We start from the raw sequence: 19,360 nt of genomic DNA, 5'->3' as shown, positions 1-19,360 counted from the left end.
GAATGATTTTAGCTGCAAGTACGAGTGGAACGATATTGATAACGGTAGTTGCCTTCTTAATACTTTTAATGGTATTGGTGGCCTTGCTATTGTTTACAAAAGAAAAGTTGTCGCCCTCAGGACCGGTAACTTTAACTATAAATGGCGAGAAAAAAATAGAGGTTTCTTCTGGAGGAACTTTGTTATCTACTCTAGGAAACCAAAAAGTGTTTTTACCATCAGCCTGTGGTGGCGGTGGAACATGTATTCAGTGTGAATGTCACGTGCTCTCAGGTGGTGGTGAGGCGTTGCCCACAGAAACACCTCATTTCTCTAAAAAAGAATTGAATCAAGGTGCGCGCTTGGCATGTCAGGTCAAGGTTAAGCAGGATATGGAAATTACCATTCCTGAAGAAGTATTCGGCATCAAAAAATGGCCTGCCAAAGTGGTGCGTAACTATAATGTAGCATCATTTATTAAAGAATTCGTAGTAGAGATACCGGAGGATATGGGCTATAAGGCTGGTGGGTATATTCAAATTGAAATACCAAAGTGTGAGGTCAAATATTCTGATATTGACATTACGGCGCATCCAGAAGAGCATGAGACTCCCGATAAATTTCAGGCAGAATGGGACAAATTTAATTTGTGGCCCTTGGTAATGAAAAACCCGGAAACCGTAGAAAGAGCCTATTCCATGGCATCTTTTCCAGCGGAAGGAAGGGAAATTATGTTGAATGTTCGTATTGCTACACCACCTTGGGATAGGTCAAAAAATGGATGGATGGATGTTAATCCGGGGGTTGCTTCTTCCTATATTTTCGCCCTAAAACCCGGTGATGATGTTACCATTTCAGGACCTTACGGAGAATTCTTCATCAATGAATCGGATTCTGAGATGTTATACGTAGGTGGAGGAGCAGGTATGGCACCTATGCGATCGCACTTATACCATTTATTCAAAACTTTGAAGACCGATAGAAAAGTGACCTATTGGTACGGTGGTCGTTCAAAAAGAGAATTGTTTTATATAGATCATTTCAAAGCTTTGGAAAGGGACTTTCCTAATTTCAAGTTTTACATGGCGCTTTCTGAGCCCTTGGAAGAGGATAACTGGAAGGTGAAAGAAGATATAGACGCTCCTGGCGACGGTTTTGTGGGCTTTATTCACAATTGCGTTATCGATCACTACTTAAGCCATCACGAATCTCCTGAAGATATTGAGCTTTATTTCTGCGGCCCTCCATTGATGAACAAAGCGGTACAAAAAATGGGTGAGGATTTTGGTATCCCAGATGAACATATCCGTTTTGATGATTTTGGCGGTTAAAATAAAATAGTATTGAAACTGTTTCATTTTCTTATGAAACATTAATTTATAAAAAGAACCGATATTTCTAATATCGGTTTTTTTGGAAAAGACTTATCACATGCAACCATTAAGTGCACAAGAACTTCATAATTTGGCTATGAATATCGTTGGGAAACAATTAGAAGCCGATGGATTTGAATTTTTGTCAGTCAACAGTAAGCTTAAAAAAATCCACAGTTTGTTTGTACCAAGAACAAAAAGCTTCACTTTATAGTGGTGAAGAGTATTGAATATCCTGGCGACCCTAAAGACTTGGAATTTTATAGGGCAGATTTGAATAAAATGAAGGAACATGCTTTGAAATTTGAAGCAAACACCTATTATGCGCCCGTTGGCTTGGTCAATTCCAAGGATTATAATCTCCCTGTATATTTGAATGAAGAATATATTGTGGATTACGATGGTTTAATTTTGATATGAGAATGAAATTCCAATTTTTAATATGTGTCTGTATCATGTTCGTTTCGTGCAACGAAGGTAATCTCGTAAAAAATAAAGCTACGGGACAAGCTTTGGGAACAACGTACAGTATAATTTATTTCTCAAATCAAGAACAATCTTTTGAAACAGAGATAGATTCAGTTTTTAAAGCGGTCAATCAGTCGCTGTCCACATACATTCCCAATTCAGATATTTCTAAAATAAATAATGGGGATAGTAGTGTAGAAGTCGACCATATGTTCAAAGAAGTCTTTAATCTTTCAAAAGAAATTTATAAGGCAACTGATGGATATTTTGATCCTACCGTAGGGGTATTGGTAAACGCATGGGGTTTTGGCCCGGAAAGGAAAATTGAAATGGATAGTGTTAAAATTGACAGTCTACTAAAGTATGTTGGTTTTGATAAGGTATCGCTCTCCCAAGTTGGTACCATTAAAAAGACGCATCCCAACATCTATTTTGACTTCAATGCCATTGCCAAAGGCTATGCAATAGACAGGTTGGCGGTAATGCTAGATAACCAGGGGATAGCCAATTATTTAATTGAGGTGGGTGGCGAACTAGTCGCGAAAGGCCAGAATAAGATTAAGGAAAAGCCATGGGTAGTTGGTATAGACGACCCGGAAATAACCGAGGGTAGGGAATTGAAGCAGGTAATTAATTTGAGTGATAGGGCGCTAGCTTCCTCTGGAAATTATAGAAAGTTCAGAATTGATGAGCGTACAGGAATGAAATTTGTACATACTATTGACCCTAAGACGGGCTATACCAAAAACTCAAATACGCTTGGCGTAACCGTAGTTGCTAATAATTGTGCCACGGCCGATGCATATGCAACTGCGTTTATGGCAATGGATTTGGAAAAAGCCTTTGATGTCATTTCTAAAAATAGAACGCTAGAAGCTTATATCATTTATATGGATGAGCAGGGGCAAACCCAAGAGTTTTTAACTTCAGGATTTGAAGAACTGGTAGTAAAATAATCATTTACGTACCAAGGGGATGAGTTCGCCTTTGGCCAATCTGTACTTTTCTACATCAACTAACGGAATTATTGAAGTGTAATTTACAGCCTCTACCTTAAAACCAACGCTTCTCAATTTATCAAAATAATCCGTTCCGTAGATACGAACGTGGTCATACTGCCCGAAAATTTTTGCCCTTTCCTTTTTATCGGTGATGGAATCATCTTCAAAGGTCTCTTGGCGGTTAATATCCTGTGGTATTTGAAAAATACCCCAACCATTATGTTTTAAAACACGATAGAGTTCCTGCATGGCCTTTTCATCGTCAGGTATATGTTCTAAAACATGATTGCAAAGGATAATGTCAAAGGAATTTTCAGCAAAAGGCAAATTACAGATGTCTGCTTTTACATCGGCTAGTGGGGAATTAAGATCTGTAGTCGTATAGTTTATGTTCGTTAGCCTTTTAAAGCGTTTATAGAAAGCTTGTTCGGGCGCAAAATGTAGCACCTTTGCCGGAGCTTTAAAAAAAGTTGTTTCGTTCTTGAGGTACAACCAGAGTAGCCGATGTCTTTCTAAGGACAGGGTGGAGGGGGATAGTACATTTTCCCTAGGCTTTTCATAACCATAAGGTAAGAAACTGCGAAATTTTTTTCCGTCAATTGGATCCTCATAAGTATCACCAGAATAATACCAAGCGAATAGCGGCCTAAGAAAATAACTGAATTGGATAAGTACGGGACGTGGTATGATGTTTAGAAAAAAGCGAAAGATTTTCTTCATCTTCTTAGCACCTAGGACTGTACCTTAGTTGGTCTAAATTCATCTTCCTCATCCGACTCTATTCCCAGAGCATCATAAATATATTGGAAAGTGGATAATAGTTCGGGTTTTCCATTAATGAGGGCCACATCATGTTCAAAATGGGCGCTAGGTTTACCATCTGCAGTTAGAATAGTCCAACCATCCTTAAGTTGTTTTATGTTTTTGGTTCCCATATTGATCATGGGCTCAATGGCTACGGTCATTCCATTCACGAATTTTTTTCCTCTTCCCCTTCGGCCATAATTAGGCATTTCCGGACTCTCATGTAGTTTCTTCCCTAATCCGTGGCCAACAAGTTCCCTGACTACACCGTAGCCATGACTTTCACAGTAATTTTGAATAGCAAAACCTACATCACCCACACGGTTTCCCAACTTGAATTCACGAATACCAATATACAGCGATTCTTTAGTAACCTTAAGAAGCTTTTTGGTTTCTTCTGCCACTTCCCCTATCTCAAACGTATAAGCGTGGTCTCCATAGTATCCATTCTTTACTGCTCCACAATCCACCGATATAATGTCCCCGTCTTTTAAGGGTTCGGCATTGGGAATTCCATGCACCACTTGAGCGTTAGGACTCATATTTAGGGTGTTCGGAAAGCCGTACATTCCTAAAAATCCGGGTTCGGCTCCATGGTCCCGAATGAATTCCTCGGCTAGTTTGTCCAGATGCAAGGCATTTACTCCAGGTTTTATTTCAGCGGCTATCATCCCCAAAGTCTTGGACACGATAAGTGCGCTTTCACGCATCAATTCTATTTCCTCGGCTGATTTTATTTTCACCATAGCTGCAAAGGTAGATTAATTTATAAAATATTAATCCACTAAAGATTCACGGGTCATAAATTGGGATTTGGGGATTCCCATCAACTTTAATATCGTTGGTGCAATATCTCCCAATACGCCGTCCTTTATTTGCTTTATTTCATTGTCCACTAAGATTAATGGTACCGGGTTAGTCGTATGAGCCGTATTTGGACTACCATCTGGATTAACCATAGTTTCACAGTTTCCGTGATCGGCGATTACCAAAGTAGTATACCCGTTTTCTAGACCAGCTTCAACTACGGCCTTTGCGCATTCATCGACCACTTCGCAGGCCTTAATGGCAGCGTTCATATCACCGGTATGTCCTACCATATCTGGATTGGCAAAATTTAAGCATACGAAATCTACTTCCCCTTTATTAAGCTCTGGAATAATGGTATCTCTTATTTCGTAGGCGCTCATTTCTGGTTTCATGTCGTAGGTAGCCACTTTTGGTGATGGGCATAACAAACGACTTTCGCCGTCAAAAGGAGTCTCCCTACCACCGTTAAAGAAGAAAGTAACATGCGGATATTTTTCCGTTTCCGCTATGCGTATTTGTTTTTTGCCCGCATTCGCCAAGACCTCTCCTAAGGTTTCCTTTATGTTGTCCTTATCGTAGACTATGTGAATTTTCTTAAAAGAATCATCATAATTGGTCATCGTCACATAATAGAGGTTTAATTTATGCATATTGTATTCATGCATGTCCTTTTGACTCAATACTTGCGTAAGTTCCCTTCCCCTATCTGTCCTGAAGTTAAAAAATACGACCACATCGTCTTCTTGAATCCTGGCAATTGGACTTCCGTCCGAATTGGTCATGACAATAGGTTTTATAAATTCGTCCGTAATGTCTTCGTCATAACTTTTTTGTATTGTATTCCCAATGTTCGTGGATTTTTTACCTTCTCCATTGACCATGACGTCATAAGCCAATTTCACTCGTTCCCAACGTTTATCCCTGTCCATGGCGTAATATCTCCCAATGACCGAGGCCAATTTTGCATTTTTATCGGAACAAAAGCCTACTAGGTCTTCCAAAAAACCTTTGCCGCTTTTTGGGTCTACATCCCTACCGTCCGTAAAGGCATGTATATAGATATTGGTTAGGCCATAATCGTTTCCTGCAGCAATTAGCCCTTTTAGATGTTCTATGTGGCTGTGAACACCTCCGTCGCTTAAAAGACCCAGGAAGTGAACTGGTTTATTGTTGTTTTTTGCATGGAGAAAAGCCTCTTTTAAAACCGCTTCGTCTTTTAAAGTGTTCTCTTGAATGGCCAAATTGATTTTTGCCAAATCCTGATAGACAATTCTTCCTGCGCCTAGATTCATATGCCCTACCTCGCTATTTCCCATTTGACCATCAGGCAGGCCTACGTTCATCCCGTCGGTAAGAAGGTTGGCATTGGGGTATTTGGTATATAAACTGTCTATAAACGGTGTATTTGCATTATCCACTGCTGAAATCTTTGGGTCGGGAGATTTACCCCAACCGTCCAATATCATCAAAATCACTTTTTTGTTCATGCTTCGAATAAAATTTATACATCAAAAATAGTATGATTTAGCTACTTAATCTATTATAAGTATGACCTTTTTCCCAATGTTCTGGGCTGATGTTAAATATTTTAACGTTAAACAGTTCACATTTGTTAAACTTTAGTTATTTAAGTGTTAATGCTGAAACATTCGGCTATAGATGACGTCTATATTTATATAATCAAAACCTATTCATCAATCGGTACTGAACTAGTTTCAGTGCAAAAATTCATTCATCATGAAAAAAACAATTCTAACATTGTCCATGGCATTTTTGTTCTTGGGCAACGGCCTCATGGCCAACAAAACACAATCAAAAGTGGAGTTTACTTCTGAAATTAAGGCAGGAGTTGAAATCAGTTCTTTCTGTAAGGCTGTTATGCAAGGTGATGCGGACACCGTAAAGCGCATGATTCAGCTCGGAGAGGACGTCAACCAAAAATCATTGGGTATGACACCTGCAATGTTCGCGTCCCGTTACAACAAGGCTGAGGTGTTACAAATATTGATTGACCACGGGGCCGATCTAAAAATAAGGAGTAACCGAGGTTTTTCTGCAAGAAAATATGCGGAACTTTCTAATGCTACGGATGCGTTGACCGTATTAGAAGCTGCCTCAAATAGTTAGGGAATTTTAAAACAATCAATCAAAAAACGAAAAAAACCGCTACGAATTGGTAGCGGTTTTTTTGATTTTGAAAATCAGTCTCTTATAGTGTTCAGGTAAAAGAGTTATAACATTAAAATTCAAAACCACTGAAAGCTCTATACATGAAGGCATAAACAGCCATAAATAACATTAGGGCACAGAATACCGAATATACTTTTAAAAGTATGACCAGAATTTCTGGTTTACAATTCTCAAATGCCTGCACATAAAGACTCTTAAAATGTAATAGTGTTCCCATTATAGTTCTGTTTAAGTGATTAAATCAAAGCTACAAGGGTCAAATCTAAAGTGGTAAAAACTAATTTGGGATAATCAAATATACAAAAAAGGGGATACGAATTGTTTTGTTTTGCCGTTCATCGGCAAGAATTAACGTTTAACCTTGACCTTTGTATTTTTCAATGGCCTCCTTAATTTTTTGAATTCGGTTTTCGGGATCGGGGTGTGTACTTTGAAACTCGGGTACCCGGTTTGGTCCACCGGCGGCCTTTAGGATTTCCATCACTTTTATCATTTCATAAGGGTCATAGCCCGCTTGTATCATAAAAAGTACTCCAAGTTCATCGCTCTCCAACTCGTCTCCCCTGCCATTGGTCAGTAAAGTATTTTGCCCTATACTTCCTACCACATTTCCCATGTCTGCCCCCACAGATGCACCCATCGTTAATGTTTGCCAAAAATTACTATCGGCGATACGTTCGGCAGAATGTCTGCCGATTACATGACCTATTTCATGACCCAGGACCCCTGCCAATTGTGCCTCGCTCAATTGTGAAAAGAGGGCGTAGGTAATGAAGCATTGACCACCAGGTAAGGCGAATGCGTTTATGGTCTGGTCATCGGCCAACAAATGAAAATCATATTTATAGGGAGTTTCCCTTGCTATAGTATTGTTCACCAATTTTCTACCCACATTGTCAACGAAGGCTTGTAGACGTTCGTCCGGATACAACCCACCATGTTGTTGTGCTATTTCGGGGGCGCTTTGGATACCAATCGCAATCTCTTGCTCCGCGGTCATGTTAATGTGCTGGGAGCGTCCGGTATACGGATTTTCTTCTTTATTGCTGCACTTCTGGATAAAGGCAAAGGCCACAATTGCCAAGCCGATAAAAATTCTAATTTTCCAACTTCCTCTTCTCATGGTTATAGTGTTCCGATAGGAAGTCTAAGATACAAAAGTGTTACAGAAGGTCTCTATTTATGTCTAAAATATTGTTTTGGATATAATTTTTTAAGAATCCAATGGTAAAGTGTTCCGCACCATAGAATGTTTCCTTCTGTAGTAGTTGCACAATGTTTTTACCTCTAAAGGCCTCTAACATTGGTATGGAAAGAGGAGCATAGCTATAATGCCAAGGCTCATACTTAAAACCTCTTCTTTTAGGTTCATCGGTATAAACCAGATGGTAGTCGTATGTTTCCGAGTTTTCGTCCATCCACTTTTTAAAATCTTCGTAGGGACCACCAACGCCAAATTTTTCTGGTACCAGGACATCACCATCAACTTTTCGGTAACCGTCCACGATATCTATATCCGTGCCCCAGTGGTGCCGGCTGGTACCGGGAATGGTAGAATACTCAATAATCTTATCGATTGCCGCGAGAGGTTCCATTCCCTCGTCGGTATAAGTAATAAACTTCCTTTCAAAAATGCGTTCCTGGCGCTGGAAATTTCTGTAGCTGGAAACGATTTTCAAATCGATACCATCATTGTATGCGGCTTTTTTCATTTCCAAAAATGCATCGTGCGCCTCCTTTCTTAAGTTGATGTCCTTTCCGTAAAGTTGGATATCGGATTTACCCATCAATTCTACAACGGAATATTCTCCATCTTGATTCACTAATAATGTAGGTGCTAAAGCGATAACTAAGCCGGTAGCTCCACTTTTTTTGATAAAGAATCTTCGTTTCATAGATTTCGGACGCTTCGTTTTGAATTAATTATACAGTCTTATTACTGCTCAAGTTGATGTATGGTTTAAAATTAAACAAATAATTCTGGATTCATTGTGGGTACACTCTCCTAAAAGCTTAGTACTATATGTAACGCAAAAGTTAATTTAGCATTGTCGTAAATAGAGGAATTAATTATACATCTCGTTCTTTTTGCCAGAAAATAGTAATAATTGAAAGACTGAAGGTTTAAAATAGCACGAGCAGGGTAGTCTAAAATTTTTTATCGCGCTAAATAAAGAAAACCTTGGTAGTTGAGGTCCAAGTCGACCATGTAAATAGTGTAGAAATAAACACCTACTGGAAGTCCGTCATCTCTTTGGATAACAAAATTGTTTACATTGGAAAATCCAGCAAATTCATCCGTATAATTATCTAGCTCAAAAACTTTGAGTCCGTAGCGGTCATAAATACGCACCTCATTGTTGGGCGATTGCAATAATTCCGGAATAAAGAACGTATCGTTAATACCGTCTCCATTGGGGGATACAAAGTAGTTATCCAAACTTAATACTTCTCTTTCCAGAGGTTCGAACGGAATTTTGGAAACACCCAGGGTAATGATTTCGTAATCGTCCGGAATAAAAGCCTCCGACGTTACAAAACCTTCTTCCAAGCTTCCTAAAACCGGGTTGCCTCCCAAGTTAATCCAACGGTTACTTACTTTGCTCCAACCTGCAACTACGACCTTGGTGGCATCATCGGTAAGAGCGCTGATATCGCTTCTAGCATTCCAACTTAGACTCACGGTAGAGGTTACACTACCTTCCAAACGCCAGAATTCCAACGGACTTACAAATTCAAGGTCAAGGTCCAGTTCGTCCACGTTAAAACTACCGCTTAACGAAACCGGATTCTCCGTATTCTCAAAGAAATAGGCACATTTTGCGGTCAGATTTGCGCTTTGTGAGTTTAGCACCAAGGGTCTGAGCTGTTGGTCGTCCCCAACCGGAAAGATAAAATTCTGTTGGTTGGTGATGCCCGCATAGCCATCTATTTTAGAAAGATTTCGCTCTCCTACATAAAACCCGTTTTCTAAAAAATTGTAATAGACATTGGGTTGTGTTCTTGGGGTAAGGATATTTCCGGTAATGAAAAGGGTGTTGTTGGCATTATCGATGCCCAACTCCATAAAAAGACCATTGTCAGTGCCACTTTCCACATCAAAGAACAAGGGTACCACGGAACCCGAAACCGTAATGGCCGACCCATAAAACCCTGCCAGGCCACTATTATCGTCAAAAGGGGAATCGTTAATCAAGTCCGTATGAAATCCCAAATTGCCCTCCTCATGTATACGGATGTTGCCGTTATTGTACAGGGCGGTTTGACCGCTTACAACAGCCGTTAATAATAAGAGTGGTATGTATAAAAAGCTCTTCACTATTCGTTTTTGCTTTCTAATAGTTGTTTTATAGCCGCTACGTCATTTTGCAACGTTTCTAATTTTTTGTACAACTCTTTATTTTCTGAAGTTAAATTCTTAATCTTTTTCTCCTGTTCAATGGTATGCAGGAACAGTTCTTCGATTTTTTCAAGGTTTTGAATATTGGATTTACTAAGATTCCATAAACCATCTTCTTTGACCTGTTTGGCGGATTTTATACCGGGTAAATGGTTATTTTGCTTGACAAATTTTTCAATTTCCTCCAAAGTAGTGAATTTATAGTCTGCTTTTAATTCTGATTTGCCAAGGAAATATTGTTGGAATACATAATCTGGATGAACTAAACCATCTGTACCGGTAGTAATTGATCCTTGTACAAATAGAGTTCCGGTAGTGCTGACATTTGAGGTAAAAACAGGATTTATTTTTGAACCATCTACCGCTGCACTATTGGCTATATCTTCGTTAAGAATACTGTTGTCATCAATCTCATCGGATGAAACTGCATTCGATTGAATTTCTCCAGCTCCAATAGCATTTGGTCCTATATCGCCCTGTGTGATAGAGTTGGTGGCAATGTTTCCAGATGGCCCCCCAGATATTGTTCCCAGAGCAAACACCGTTCCTGTGAGCGTAAGTCCTGCACCCGCAGTATACTGCGTATCGTTGTCAATGTCATCAGCGAAGTCGGCTGGTATACCAGTTAGATTACTCCAATCGGCTACGACGTTTGCTGCATCTAGAGAAAAAGTCGTTCCAGTCAGAATAAGTCCGCCTGACGCTGTATACTGTGTATCGTTGTCAACATTGTCCGCGAAGTCGGCTGGAATACCGGTGAGGTTCCCCCAGTCCGCCACGATTGTTCCGGCGTTGAGTGCGAACTCGGTTCCGGTAAGCGTAAGTCCCGCCCCTGCGGTGTACTGCGTGTCGTTGTCCACGTCGTCGGCGAATCCTGCCGGTACGTTTATGAACGTTGTCCAATCTGGGGTAATTGATGAATTATCAAATGCGAATGTCGTCCCGGTAAGTGTCAGTCCCGCCCCCGCGGTGTACTGTGTATCGTTGTCAACATTGTCCGCGAAGTCGGCTGGAATACCGGTGAGGTTCCCCCAGTCCGCCACGATTGTTCCGGCGTTGAGTGCGAACTCGGTTCCGGTAAGCGTAAGTCCCGCCCCTGCGGTGTACTGCGTGTCGTTGTCCACGTCGTCGGCGAATCCTGCCGGTACGTTTATGAACGTTGTCCAATCTGGGGTAATTGATGAATTATCAAATGCGAATGTCGTCCCGGTAAGTGTCAGTCCCGCCCCCGCGGTGTACTGTGTATCGTCGTCAACATTGTCCGCGAAGTCGGCTGGAATACCGGTGAGGTTCCCCCAGTCCGCCACGATTGTTCCGGCGTTGAGTGCGAACTCGGTTCCGGTAAGCGTAAGTCCCGCCCCTGCTGTGTACTGCGTGTCGTTGTCCACGTCGTCGGCGAATCCTGCCGGTACGTTTATGAACGTTGTCCAATCTGGGGTAATTGATGAATTATCAAATGCGAATGTCGTCCCGGTAAGTGTCAGTCCCGCCCCCGCGGTGTACTGTGTATCGTCGTCAACATTGTCCGCGAAGTCGGCTGGAATACCGGTGAGGTTCCCCCAGTCCGCCACGATTGTTCCGGCGTTGAGTGCGAACTCGGTTCCGGTAAGCGTAAGTCCCGCCCCTGCTGTGTACTGCGTGTCGTTGTCCACGTCGTCGGCGAATCCTGCCGGTACGTTTATGAACGTTGTCCAATCTGGGGTAATTGATGAATTATCAAATGCGAATGTCGTCCCGGTAAGTGTCAGTCCCGCCCCCGCGGTGTACTGTGTATCGTCGTCAACATTGTCCGCGAAGTCGGCTGGAATACCGGTGAGGTTCCCCCAGTCCGCCACGATTGTTCCGGCGTTGAGTGCGAACTCGGTTCCGGTAAGCGTAAGTCCCGCCCCCGCGGTGTACTGTGTATCGTCGTCAACATTGTCCGCGAAGTCGGCTGGAATACCGGTGAGGTTCCCCCAGTCCGCCACGATTGTTCCGGCGTTGAGTGCGAACTCGGTTCCGGTAAGCGTAAGTCCCGCCCCTGCCGTATACTGCGTATCAGCGTCACCGTCCAAAAGGTCCGCTGGTACATTGATGATATTTAACCATTCCCCGTCGAAGTCGTCCGTTGCATCAAGATCCAGATTAGCTGGTATGTTGGTTAGATTATTCCAGTCGGCCGCCACTGTTGTCGCATCCACTGAAAATTCACCAGCAGCAAGTGTAAGTCCCGCCCCTGCGGTATACTGTGTATCAGCGTCCCCGTCCAAAAGGTCCGCTGGCACATTGATGAGATTTAACCATTCCCCGTCGAAGTCGTCCGTTGCATCAATATCCAGATTGGCTGGTATGTTCGTTAGATTATTCCAGTCGGCCATCACTGTTGTCGCATCCACAGAAAATGCACCTGCAGCGAGTGTAAGTCCTGCCCCTGCGGTATACTGTGTGTCATTATCTATATCATCTGCAAAGTCCGCTGGTATTCCCGAGAGGTTTGTCCAATCTGGAACGTAGTTTGTTATGGCCGTTGCGAGTTCTGCTTCGGTTACAAATGTGGGATCTAGGTCAATACTTCCGTTAAAACCACCATTAGACCCTAAAAAATCTATTCCAGTTCCGGAAGTGGATACGTTAGTAATAACACCATCGACACCACCCGTAGCCAATATGGTGGCAATTCTACCTTCAACATAATTAAGGGTTGCGGCATCTTGTGGTAAAGTTGGGTCTGTAAGGTCGTTTATGGGAGCATTGCCTGCACTGCTTCCATTGGTTAAAACGCTAGCTAGGTCCTGGGAAACGGTAGTTGCTAGAGATGCATCAATACCCGCTAAATGACCTTCCACATCACCAGAGGTCGGGGTATAGTTAGTTGGAGTCGCCACTACATTGACTTCTCCAGCTGTCTGGTCATCCAAGAAGGATGTCAAATCAATAGGTGTTCCACCATCTACTAAGGTCAGCAAGTTCCCGGGTTCCAATGTCAATTGTTGATTATCTGTATTTGCAAGTGTTCCCAAAGGAATATTGCCATTAAAACCCGGTGCCGTTCCCGTAACTACTAAGTCTGTTCCTGTGAGTTCCATATTGGTTATAACACCATCTGCACCAGTACCTCCACCAAGACTAGCTAAACTTACGGCTCCCGTAAAACCACCGGGTGAACTTGTAAACTCTAAATCGGTACCATTTAAGAGCACGTTGGTTAGTGAACCATCTGCTGAACCTCCACCGAGACCAGCTAAACTCACCGTTCCATTAAAACCGCCACCAGCTCCTGTAAAATTAAGATCGGTTCCCGCAAGTGCAACTTGAGATATAACGCCGTCGGCTCCTGAGGCCAAAATTGGGGTTAAATCAACGCCTGTTCCATTCGTAATGTTCAAGGTGTTCCCTGCAAGACTAAGATTCTGTTGATCGGTGTCGACAGTACCAGGAGGCAAATCAACAAATCCACCATCCGTTAAGGATATTCTGTTACCAGCAATCGATAATTGTTGGTCATCCGTATCTACTGTGCCAGGTGGAAGATTTACAGATCCTCCATTGGTCAAACTAATGATATTTCCTGCGATGCTCAATGTTTGGTTATCTGTATTCACAAATCCCGCTAGACTAACATCGTTTCCGCCGGTAATAGCCAATGTATTCCCATTGAGACTTAGCGTCTGATTATCAGAACCCGGATTGTTAAAAATATTCAGGTCAATTTCATTACCGTCTTCAATTTGTAATCGGTTGTCCGCCGTAAGGTTTAGTGTTTGGTCATCCGAGCCCTCTAATGAACTTAAATCCGCAATCTGGCCCCCAATTGTTGCTGAATTTGTTAAGCTAAGTGTAAATGTTTCTTTATCAAATAAAACATCCGTTAGCTCGTTCGTGTCATCGGTATCCTCATCTTCGAGAATATGATCGGCAATGTCCATCGCATTTTCCGCAATATCCAGCGCTACTTCATTCGTCAAATTATCGGCATCTTCCCATCTGGGAATTCCGTTTTCATCCGTCGTCAATACCTGTTCGGGGATAGTGTTCGCCAAATCTTCCGGGCGTATGCTACCGTCCACCACTTCTGAACTTCCCACGGAGTTGTCCCTAAGCTCATTGGAACTTACTGAGTCCGTTCCCAACTTGCTTTCTCCAATGGAATTGTCCTGTATGTCCACCCCGTTGATACCCCCGTCCACTATTTGCTCACTTCTGATGCTGTTCGGCGCAACCTCAAAATTGTAGGTACTTCCATTTTGCGTAATCACTATGGAGGGGCCTAAACTGGTATTGGCCAAATGCTCGTTGGTAAAAGTAATGCCCGCTGCATCGCAAAGATTTATCCATTCACTACCGTCGTAATAACTAATACAATTGGTATCGGTATTAAAGACAAGCCCCCCTCTTTGAGGAACAATAGCCTCCATCTCCGCGGTATTAACTCTTGTTATGACAAGCACCCTATCCCTGCTCTCCAGTTCCAATACCGAAGCGGCATCTATATTTTGTGGATTATCACCAATTTTAATCTGTCCGAACGCCATAGGAACACTCAGTACAACCAGAAGTAAAAACAGGACTATTAATTTCATAATTAGGGATTTAAACTTAAAAATAGCGGGAAGACAAAAATAGGATTATCTATATATTTACCTAAGTTTGGAGCTTAAAATAATGCCGCAATAAGCTGAAGTGATGGCAATAATCGGTGAACGGAATTCGGATTGGTGAGGGCCTGTTTAAAAGAAAGGTATTTGTACGTACGATTCCGATACTGAGAAATTAACAAAAGTTTATTGAAGCCTTTTTTTAAAACCCCGAACTTATACTTTCTTTATGAATTAATTAATGGATGAGGGCTAAGCGATTCTCCTCGAAATATAGACTTATGACCAAAAAATTACTGTCCCTAGTACTGTTCCTAGCCATATTTTCCGTAAGTGCCCAAGACGACGGAAGAAGATTATTATTGGGAAAAGTGCTGTACAGGAATACTAGCGTGATAAACGAAAATGTAATTAACACTACTTCGGAAAGGGCTACTATTACCAATGACAAGGGTGAGTTTGCCATTAATGTAAAAGAAGGGGACGAGTTGGTTTTTACTGCAGTGAACTATCAACTTAAAATCGTTAAGATTACGGAAGAAATCCTAGCCAACAATCGGTTGGTCGTAGAGGTTAACGAGAAGGTTACGGAGTTGGATGAAGTTATCGTAACCCCGGAAGATCAAGAACGTTTTTTAAAATTGAAGAACGAAGAATTTAAGGAATATGAATATGAGATAGATAGGGGCACGGAGGTACAGAACATTGCATTGTCCCGCGCTGAACGGGGTATGACGGACGGGATTAATTTCGCGAATATTTTTAGGGCCATATTCAAATCGAAAGAGGATACGGAGGAGACCGGTCCAAAATTACTGGTAAGCGATGTGCTACGACAAGTATATGATGATGAATTCTTTGTGGTAGATCTTAAAATACCCCAGGACAAGATTGATGCTTTTCTTTTGTATTGCGATACGCGCATGCCCGCCCAATCGTTACTTAGAAAGGAGAACGAATTTCAGTTAATAGATTCCCTGGTTAACCTTAGCAAATCATTCCTGAAGGAGTTGAATGAGGAGTAAATTCCTTTTTTTCTTTTTTTTCGGTTCCGTTCTTTTAACGGCTCAAACCGGTTTGCAAAAGGATTTAGAGGGAAAAGTTTATAGTGCCGATGGCGATGTTGCTGCCACTCATGTACTGAATACGACAACGCAACGGGCCACTATAACGGATATCAACGGTTTTTTTTCCATACCGGTCCATGTCAACGATACCCTAGTTTTTTCCGCTGTACAGTTTAAGAAGAAGCAAGTAGTCGTAACTCTATCCATATATTCCAGTACATTTCTTTCCGTTCCGTTGGAGGATGCGCTAACTGAGCTTGATGAAGTTGTGGTCACTCCCTATAACCTTTCCGGCGATATTACTAAGGATATAACTACGTTGAACTTGGAACCTGTGGTTACGGCTTCCACCTTGGGGCTTCCCAATGCGTATGTAAAAAAAATGTCCCAAAGTGAGAGGTTGTTAAGAAGTGCCTCTTATATCCCTTTTGAAGGAACAAAATTAGCTTTGGATCCTATTATCAATTCTATAACAGGTCGAACAAAAATGCTGAAAAAACGGGTAGAAAGAAATAATTTATACGATAGAACTGAACGGGTGAGGGATTTTTATGCGGATTCCCTCTACCGCACAGAACTGAAGATTCCAGAGGAAAAGACCGATGATTTCTTCTACTTTTGTGAAGTTGATAGCAACTTCCAAAGAATTGTGGATACGCACGACCTGTTCAAGATTTGGGAATATTTAAAAGCCCGAAGTGTGCTGTACAGGGAAAATAATGATATGGACTAAGTGCCGGTTGGCACCAATTTTGCACAAAACTTTAAAAGCACTTTGCTATGCGGATTCAAAAAAAAACTTTTCTAATTTTTTTAATGCCCCTTTTGGCCTTTACCGTTGCACATAAGTTTTACATAAGTGTCACCAATGTAGGCTATTCCGAGAAGGATAAGGCCATTCAGATAACTACGCGTGTTTTTTTGGACGATATGAATGCGGTCCTCAAAGCACGGTACGATATCGATTCCAAGCTCGGTACTAAAAAGGAGTCCGATGTGGACCGGGAGTATTTGGAGAAATACTTGAGAACAAAATTTCTAGTAGAAATCGACGGTAATCCAAAGGATTACACGATATTGGGTAAAAAGTACGATACGGATATGATTATCTGCTATCTGGAAGTCCCTAATGTGGAGCTTTCCAAAGTCTCCAGTATTGCCATACAGAATGAAATATTAACGGATATCTACGATGAACAGCAGAATGTGGTGCATCTGAAGATTAATGGAAAGAAAAAGAGCTTCGTGCTCCTAAAATCGGATACTAAAGGAATGTTAAATCTATAACAAGTCCGAAGAAATACCTTAAAAAACTTTATTTTTCCAAGATTAAAATTTAATAAAATATGAGAAAATTCAATTATGCTTTCGCTTCTATATTATTCTTATTTGCCGGGGTTTTAACGGCACAGGAAGAAGAGAAAAATGAAAGGGAACCGGGGCATTACAATCAGAGTAAATTCAAACAGCTTTACGAGGAATTCGCCACACCAAATACCTATCGTTCGGCTTCTGGAGCACCCGGGCCCGATTATTACCAACAACAGGCGGATTATGTTATGGATATCCGTTTAGATGATAAAAATGCCAAAATATTCGGGGAGGAAACCATTACCTATACGAATAATTCTCCTGACGATTTGGAATATTTGTGGGTACAATTAGATCAAAACGTTAGGGCCAAAGATTCCAAAGCAGCCTTAAAAGATGGTGGCGGGGTACCACTTGCGGAACAGCCCGGAACTTTTGCCGGCAAATATATGGGAGAGCCTTTTGATGGGGGATTCAATATCGATTACGTAAAGGATGCCTCAGGAAAAGCGTTGCCGTACACTACCAATTTTACAATGATGCGCGTTGACCTTCCAACGCCACTTAAAAGTGGTGAAAAGTATTCTTTTGCTATTAAATGGAATTATAATATTCCGGACCACACGGTCAATCGTGCCCGTTCGGGATTTGAATATTTTCCAAAAGATGGTAACCGAGCTTACGTAATAGCGCAATTTTTTCCTAGGATGGCAGTGTACAGTGATGTAGAGGGGTGGCAAAACCACCAATTCTGGGGAAGTGGGGAGTTTGCCCTTCCTTTTGGAGACTACGAAGTAAACATTACCGTACCTGCGGACCATGTTTTGGATGGTACAGGAGTGCTACAGAACAGAAAGGAAGTGTACACCAAGGAAATGATGCGACGTTACGAGCAAGCCAAAAAATCTTATGACAAACCCGTACTCATTGTAACGCAGGAAGAGGCGGAAGCAGCGGAAAAAGGTTTCTCGGATAAGACCAAAACCTGGAAGTTAAAAGCACAGAACGTGCGTGATTTTGGATTTGCTACATCTCGTAAGTTCATTTGGGACATGCAGGCCGTTAAAATGGGTAATCGTGATATAATGGCAGTTTCCATGTATCCAAAGGAGGGAAATCCGTTATGGGAAGAGTACTCCACAAAAGCAGTGGCACATACACTTAAATCGTATTCTGCCCATACGTTTGATTACCCTTATCCAAAAGCCATATCCGTGCATGCTAAAAATCAGGGTATGGAGTATCCTATGATTTGTTGGAACTATGGTAGGCCTAATGAGGACGGCACCTATTCCGATAGGGTAAAATATGGGATGATCAGTGTAATTATCCACGAAGTTGGCCATAATTTCTTTCCTATGATCGTTAATTCAGATGAGCGTCAGTGGGGTTGGATGGATGAAGGTCTGGATACCTTTATGCAATATATGGCAGAGCAGGAATTTGGGGAGGAGTACCCGGAGGCCATAGCACCGAATAGTGCTTATCCGTCCAGAAGGGGAGCGCCTGCCAAAATAGTACCTTATATGAGCGGAGACCAAAGTACCATTTCGCCGATTATGTCAAATCCAGAGAATGTGTATCAACTAGGTCCCAATGCATACGGGAAACCTGCAACAGCCTTAAATATTCTAAGGGAAACGGTAATGGGTAGAGAGCTTTTTGACCATGCCTTTAAAACCTATTCCCAACGCTGGAAGTTTAAACATCCCACACCCGAAGATTTCTTCCGTACAATGGAAGATGCTTCCGCGGTGGATTTGGATTGGTACTGGAGAGGATGGTTCTATACAACGGATTATGTGGATATCGGAGTTAAGGGCATAAAAAAATATTATGTGAGCGATAAACCCAGCAAGAAAATGCAGGAATATCTAGCCGCACGTAATATGACCGAGTCAGATTTACCTCCTTTAGTGTATTTGGAAGATGAAGAAAGCGAGAATTTCGATGCCAACCTTAAAGGCAAATTACCCTCGGAGAATTCTCAAACCTTAAAGGAATTTATGATGGACAATATGACGGAAGCGGAAAGAGCGGCCGTGAAGGAACCCAAGTATTTCTATGAGGTTACCTATGACAAGCCAGGTGGATTGCCTATGCCTATAATAGTGGAGTATACGTATGCCGATGGAACTACGAAGAATATAACATATCCGGCAGAAATCTGGAGGAAGAACGATAAAGAGGTAAAATTGGTCATATCTTCTGCAAGCGAGCTTACGGGCATCGTGGTTGATCCCAGGCTGGAGACAGCCGATATTGACACCTCGAACAATAGTTGGCCCAAAAAAGAAGGCGAGAACGACTTTGATAAATTCAAGGAAAATATCAAAGGAAAATAATCTTATAATTTCTTTATAAAAAGCCCCGTTAAACAACG

Annotated in this window: 15 protein-coding genes and 1 pseudogene; 8 read left to right on the top strand and 8 right to left on the bottom strand. The window is 41.8% G+C overall.

What is annotated here, in order from left to right:
• Positions 1-2: 2 nt before the first annotated feature.
• The 3 genes and pseudogenes from nqrF to N8A89_RS02965 all read left to right on the top strand — a co-directional run bounded on the left by nqrF (position 3) and on the right by N8A89_RS02965 (position 2,776).
• On the top strand, positions 3-1,310 hold the full coding sequence (gene nqrF, locus N8A89_RS02975) for an NADH:ubiquinone reductase (Na(+)-transporting) subunit F (protein ID WP_281540910.1): 1,308 nt from the start codon (positions 3-5) through the stop codon (positions 1,308-1,310).
• Between the two features lie 100 nt (positions 1,311-1,410).
• Positions 1,411-1,772 (top strand): annotated as a pseudogene (locus N8A89_RS02970) (Na(+)-translocating NADH-quinone reductase subunit F).
• Positions 1,773-1,774: 2 nt separating this feature from the next.
• Positions 1,775-2,776, top strand: a complete 1,002-nt coding sequence (locus N8A89_RS02965) for an FAD:protein FMN transferase (RefSeq protein ID WP_289644898.1) — start codon at positions 1,775-1,777, stop codon at positions 2,774-2,776.
• On the opposite strand, the gene N8A89_RS02960 is transcribed toward N8A89_RS02965, so the two are convergent.
• From N8A89_RS02960 to gpmI, 3 genes are read right to left on the bottom strand one after another with little or no spacing between them, the layout of a single operon-like run.
• The gene (locus N8A89_RS02960; RefSeq protein WP_281540908.1) at positions 2,777-3,541 is read right to left on the bottom strand and encodes a class I SAM-dependent methyltransferase; all 765 of its coding nucleotides are present in this window, start codon (positions 3,539-3,541) and stop codon (positions 2,777-2,779) included.
• 11 nt (positions 3,542-3,552) lie between these two features.
• On the bottom strand, positions 3,553-4,371 hold the full coding sequence (gene map / locus N8A89_RS02955; RefSeq protein ID WP_289644897.1) for a type I methionyl aminopeptidase: 819 nt from the start codon (positions 4,369-4,371) through the stop codon (positions 3,553-3,555).
• A gap of 30 nt (positions 4,372-4,401) precedes the next feature.
• Positions 4,402-5,922 (bottom strand): 2,3-bisphosphoglycerate-independent phosphoglycerate mutase, encoded by a 1,521-nt coding sequence (gene gpmI, locus N8A89_RS02950; protein WP_281540907.1) that lies wholly within the window; start codon positions 5,920-5,922, stop codon positions 4,402-4,404.
• A gap of 250 nt (positions 5,923-6,172) precedes the next feature.
• On the opposite strand from gpmI, the gene N8A89_RS02945 reads away from it, so the two are divergent.
• Positions 6,173-6,562, top strand: coding sequence for an ankyrin repeat domain-containing protein (locus N8A89_RS02945; RefSeq protein ID WP_281540906.1), 390 nt, complete (start codon positions 6,173-6,175; stop codon positions 6,560-6,562).
• A 112-nt stretch (positions 6,563-6,674) separates the two neighbouring features.
• Here N8A89_RS02945 and N8A89_RS02940 read toward each other — a convergent pair whose 3' ends face one another.
• From N8A89_RS02940 to N8A89_RS02920, 5 genes are all read right to left on the bottom strand, one after another.
• Positions 6,675-6,842: a DUF6747 family protein gene (locus N8A89_RS02940; RefSeq protein WP_281540905.1), complete on the bottom strand. Its 168-nt coding sequence runs from the start codon at positions 6,840-6,842 to the stop codon at positions 6,675-6,677.
• Positions 6,843-6,980: 138 nt separating this feature from the next.
• Positions 6,981-7,748: a M48 family metalloprotease gene (locus N8A89_RS02935; RefSeq protein ID WP_281540904.1), complete on the bottom strand. Its 768-nt coding sequence runs from the start codon at positions 7,746-7,748 to the stop codon at positions 6,981-6,983.
• A gap of 40 nt (positions 7,749-7,788) precedes the next feature.
• Complete coding sequence (locus N8A89_RS02930; protein ID WP_281540903.1) at positions 7,789-8,520, bottom strand: M15 family metallopeptidase; 732 nt, start codon at positions 8,518-8,520, stop codon at positions 7,789-7,791.
• Between the two features lie 263 nt (positions 8,521-8,783).
• Positions 8,784-9,944: a T9SS type B sorting domain-containing protein gene (locus tag N8A89_RS02925; protein WP_281540902.1), complete on the bottom strand. Its 1,161-nt coding sequence runs from the start codon at positions 9,942-9,944 to the stop codon at positions 8,784-8,786.
• Positions 9,944-14,584 carry a beta strand repeat-containing protein gene (locus tag N8A89_RS02920; protein ID WP_289644896.1) on the bottom strand — a complete coding sequence of 1,547 codons (4,641 nt, stop codon included), beginning with the start codon at positions 14,582-14,584 and terminating at the stop codon, positions 9,944-9,946. Before N8A89_RS02920 ends, N8A89_RS02925 begins: the two co-directional genes overlap by 1 nt.
• 296 nt (positions 14,585-14,880) lie before the next feature.
• On the opposite strand from N8A89_RS02920, the gene N8A89_RS02915 reads away from it, so the two are divergent.
• The 4 genes from N8A89_RS02915 to N8A89_RS02900 are packed head-to-tail and all read left to right on the top strand — an operon-like array spanning position 14,881 to position 19,322.
• Entirely contained in the window at positions 14,881-15,624 is a 744-nt protein-coding gene (locus tag N8A89_RS02915) for a peptidase associated/transthyretin-like domain-containing protein (RefSeq protein ID WP_281540899.1), read from the top strand.
• Positions 15,614-16,399: a carboxypeptidase-like regulatory domain-containing protein gene (locus tag N8A89_RS02910; protein ID WP_289644895.1), complete on the top strand. Its 786-nt coding sequence runs from the start codon at positions 15,614-15,616 to the stop codon at positions 16,397-16,399. Before N8A89_RS02915 ends, N8A89_RS02910 begins: the two co-directional genes overlap by 11 nt.
• Before the next feature lie 47 nt (positions 16,400-16,446).
• Positions 16,447-16,953 carry a DUF6702 family protein gene (locus N8A89_RS02905; RefSeq protein WP_289644894.1) on the top strand — a complete coding sequence of 169 codons (507 nt, stop codon included), beginning with the start codon at positions 16,447-16,449 and terminating at the stop codon, positions 16,951-16,953.
• A gap of 59 nt (positions 16,954-17,012) precedes the next feature.
• A complete protein-coding gene (locus N8A89_RS02900) occupies positions 17,013-19,322 on the top strand; it encodes a M1 family metallopeptidase (protein WP_281540894.1) in 2,310 nt (769 codons plus the stop codon).
• Positions 19,323-19,360 lie beyond the last annotated feature (38 nt).

Source organism: Maribacter aestuarii, assembly GCF_027474845.2.
GTDB classification, from domain to species: domain Bacteria; phylum Bacteroidota; class Bacteroidia; order Flavobacteriales; family Flavobacteriaceae; genus Maribacter; species Maribacter aestuarii.
This window is presented reverse-complemented; position numbering and strand designations above follow the sequence as displayed.

What these genes read in the sequence shown, in the direction of transcription:
- map (WP_289644897.1), bottom strand. Translation starts at nt 4,371, where the DNA reads ATGGTGAAAATAAAATCAGCCGAGGAAATAGAATTGATGCGTGAAAGC.
- nqrF (WP_281540910.1), top strand. Translation starts at nt 3, where the DNA reads ATGATTTTAGCTGCAAGTACGAGTGGAACGATATTGATAACGGTAGTT.
- N8A89_RS02910 (WP_289644895.1), top strand. Translation starts at nt 15,614, where the DNA reads ATGAGGAGTAAATTCCTTTTTTTCTTTTTTTTCGGTTCCGTTCTTTTA.
- N8A89_RS02930 (WP_281540903.1), bottom strand. Translation starts at nt 8,520, where the DNA reads ATGAAACGAAGATTCTTTATCAAAAAAAGTGGAGCTACCGGCTTAGTT.
- N8A89_RS02920 (WP_289644896.1), bottom strand. Translation starts at nt 14,584, where the DNA reads ATGAAATTAATAGTCCTGTTTTTACTTCTGGTTGTACTGAGTGTTCCT.
- N8A89_RS02960 (WP_281540908.1), bottom strand. Translation starts at nt 3,541, where the DNA reads ATGAAGAAAATCTTTCGCTTTTTTCTAAACATCATACCACGTCCCGTA.
- gpmI (WP_281540907.1), bottom strand. Translation starts at nt 5,922, where the DNA reads ATGAACAAAAAAGTGATTTTGATGATATTGGACGGTTGGGGTAAATCT.
- N8A89_RS02905 (WP_289644894.1), top strand. Translation starts at nt 16,447, where the DNA reads ATGCGGATTCAAAAAAAAACTTTTCTAATTTTTTTAATGCCCCTTTTG.
- N8A89_RS02965 (WP_289644898.1), top strand. Translation starts at nt 1,775, where the DNA reads ATGAAATTCCAATTTTTAATATGTGTCTGTATCATGTTCGTTTCGTGC.
- N8A89_RS02900 (WP_281540894.1), top strand. Translation starts at nt 17,013, where the DNA reads ATGAGAAAATTCAATTATGCTTTCGCTTCTATATTATTCTTATTTGCC.
- N8A89_RS02945 (WP_281540906.1), top strand. Translation starts at nt 6,173, where the DNA reads ATGAAAAAAACAATTCTAACATTGTCCATGGCATTTTTGTTCTTGGGC.
- N8A89_RS02915 (WP_281540899.1), top strand. Translation starts at nt 14,881, where the DNA reads ATGACCAAAAAATTACTGTCCCTAGTACTGTTCCTAGCCATATTTTCC.
- N8A89_RS02940 (WP_281540905.1), bottom strand. Translation starts at nt 6,842, where the DNA reads ATGGGAACACTATTACATTTTAAGAGTCTTTATGTGCAGGCATTTGAG.
- N8A89_RS02935 (WP_281540904.1), bottom strand. Translation starts at nt 7,748, where the DNA reads ATGAGAAGAGGAAGTTGGAAAATTAGAATTTTTATCGGCTTGGCAATT.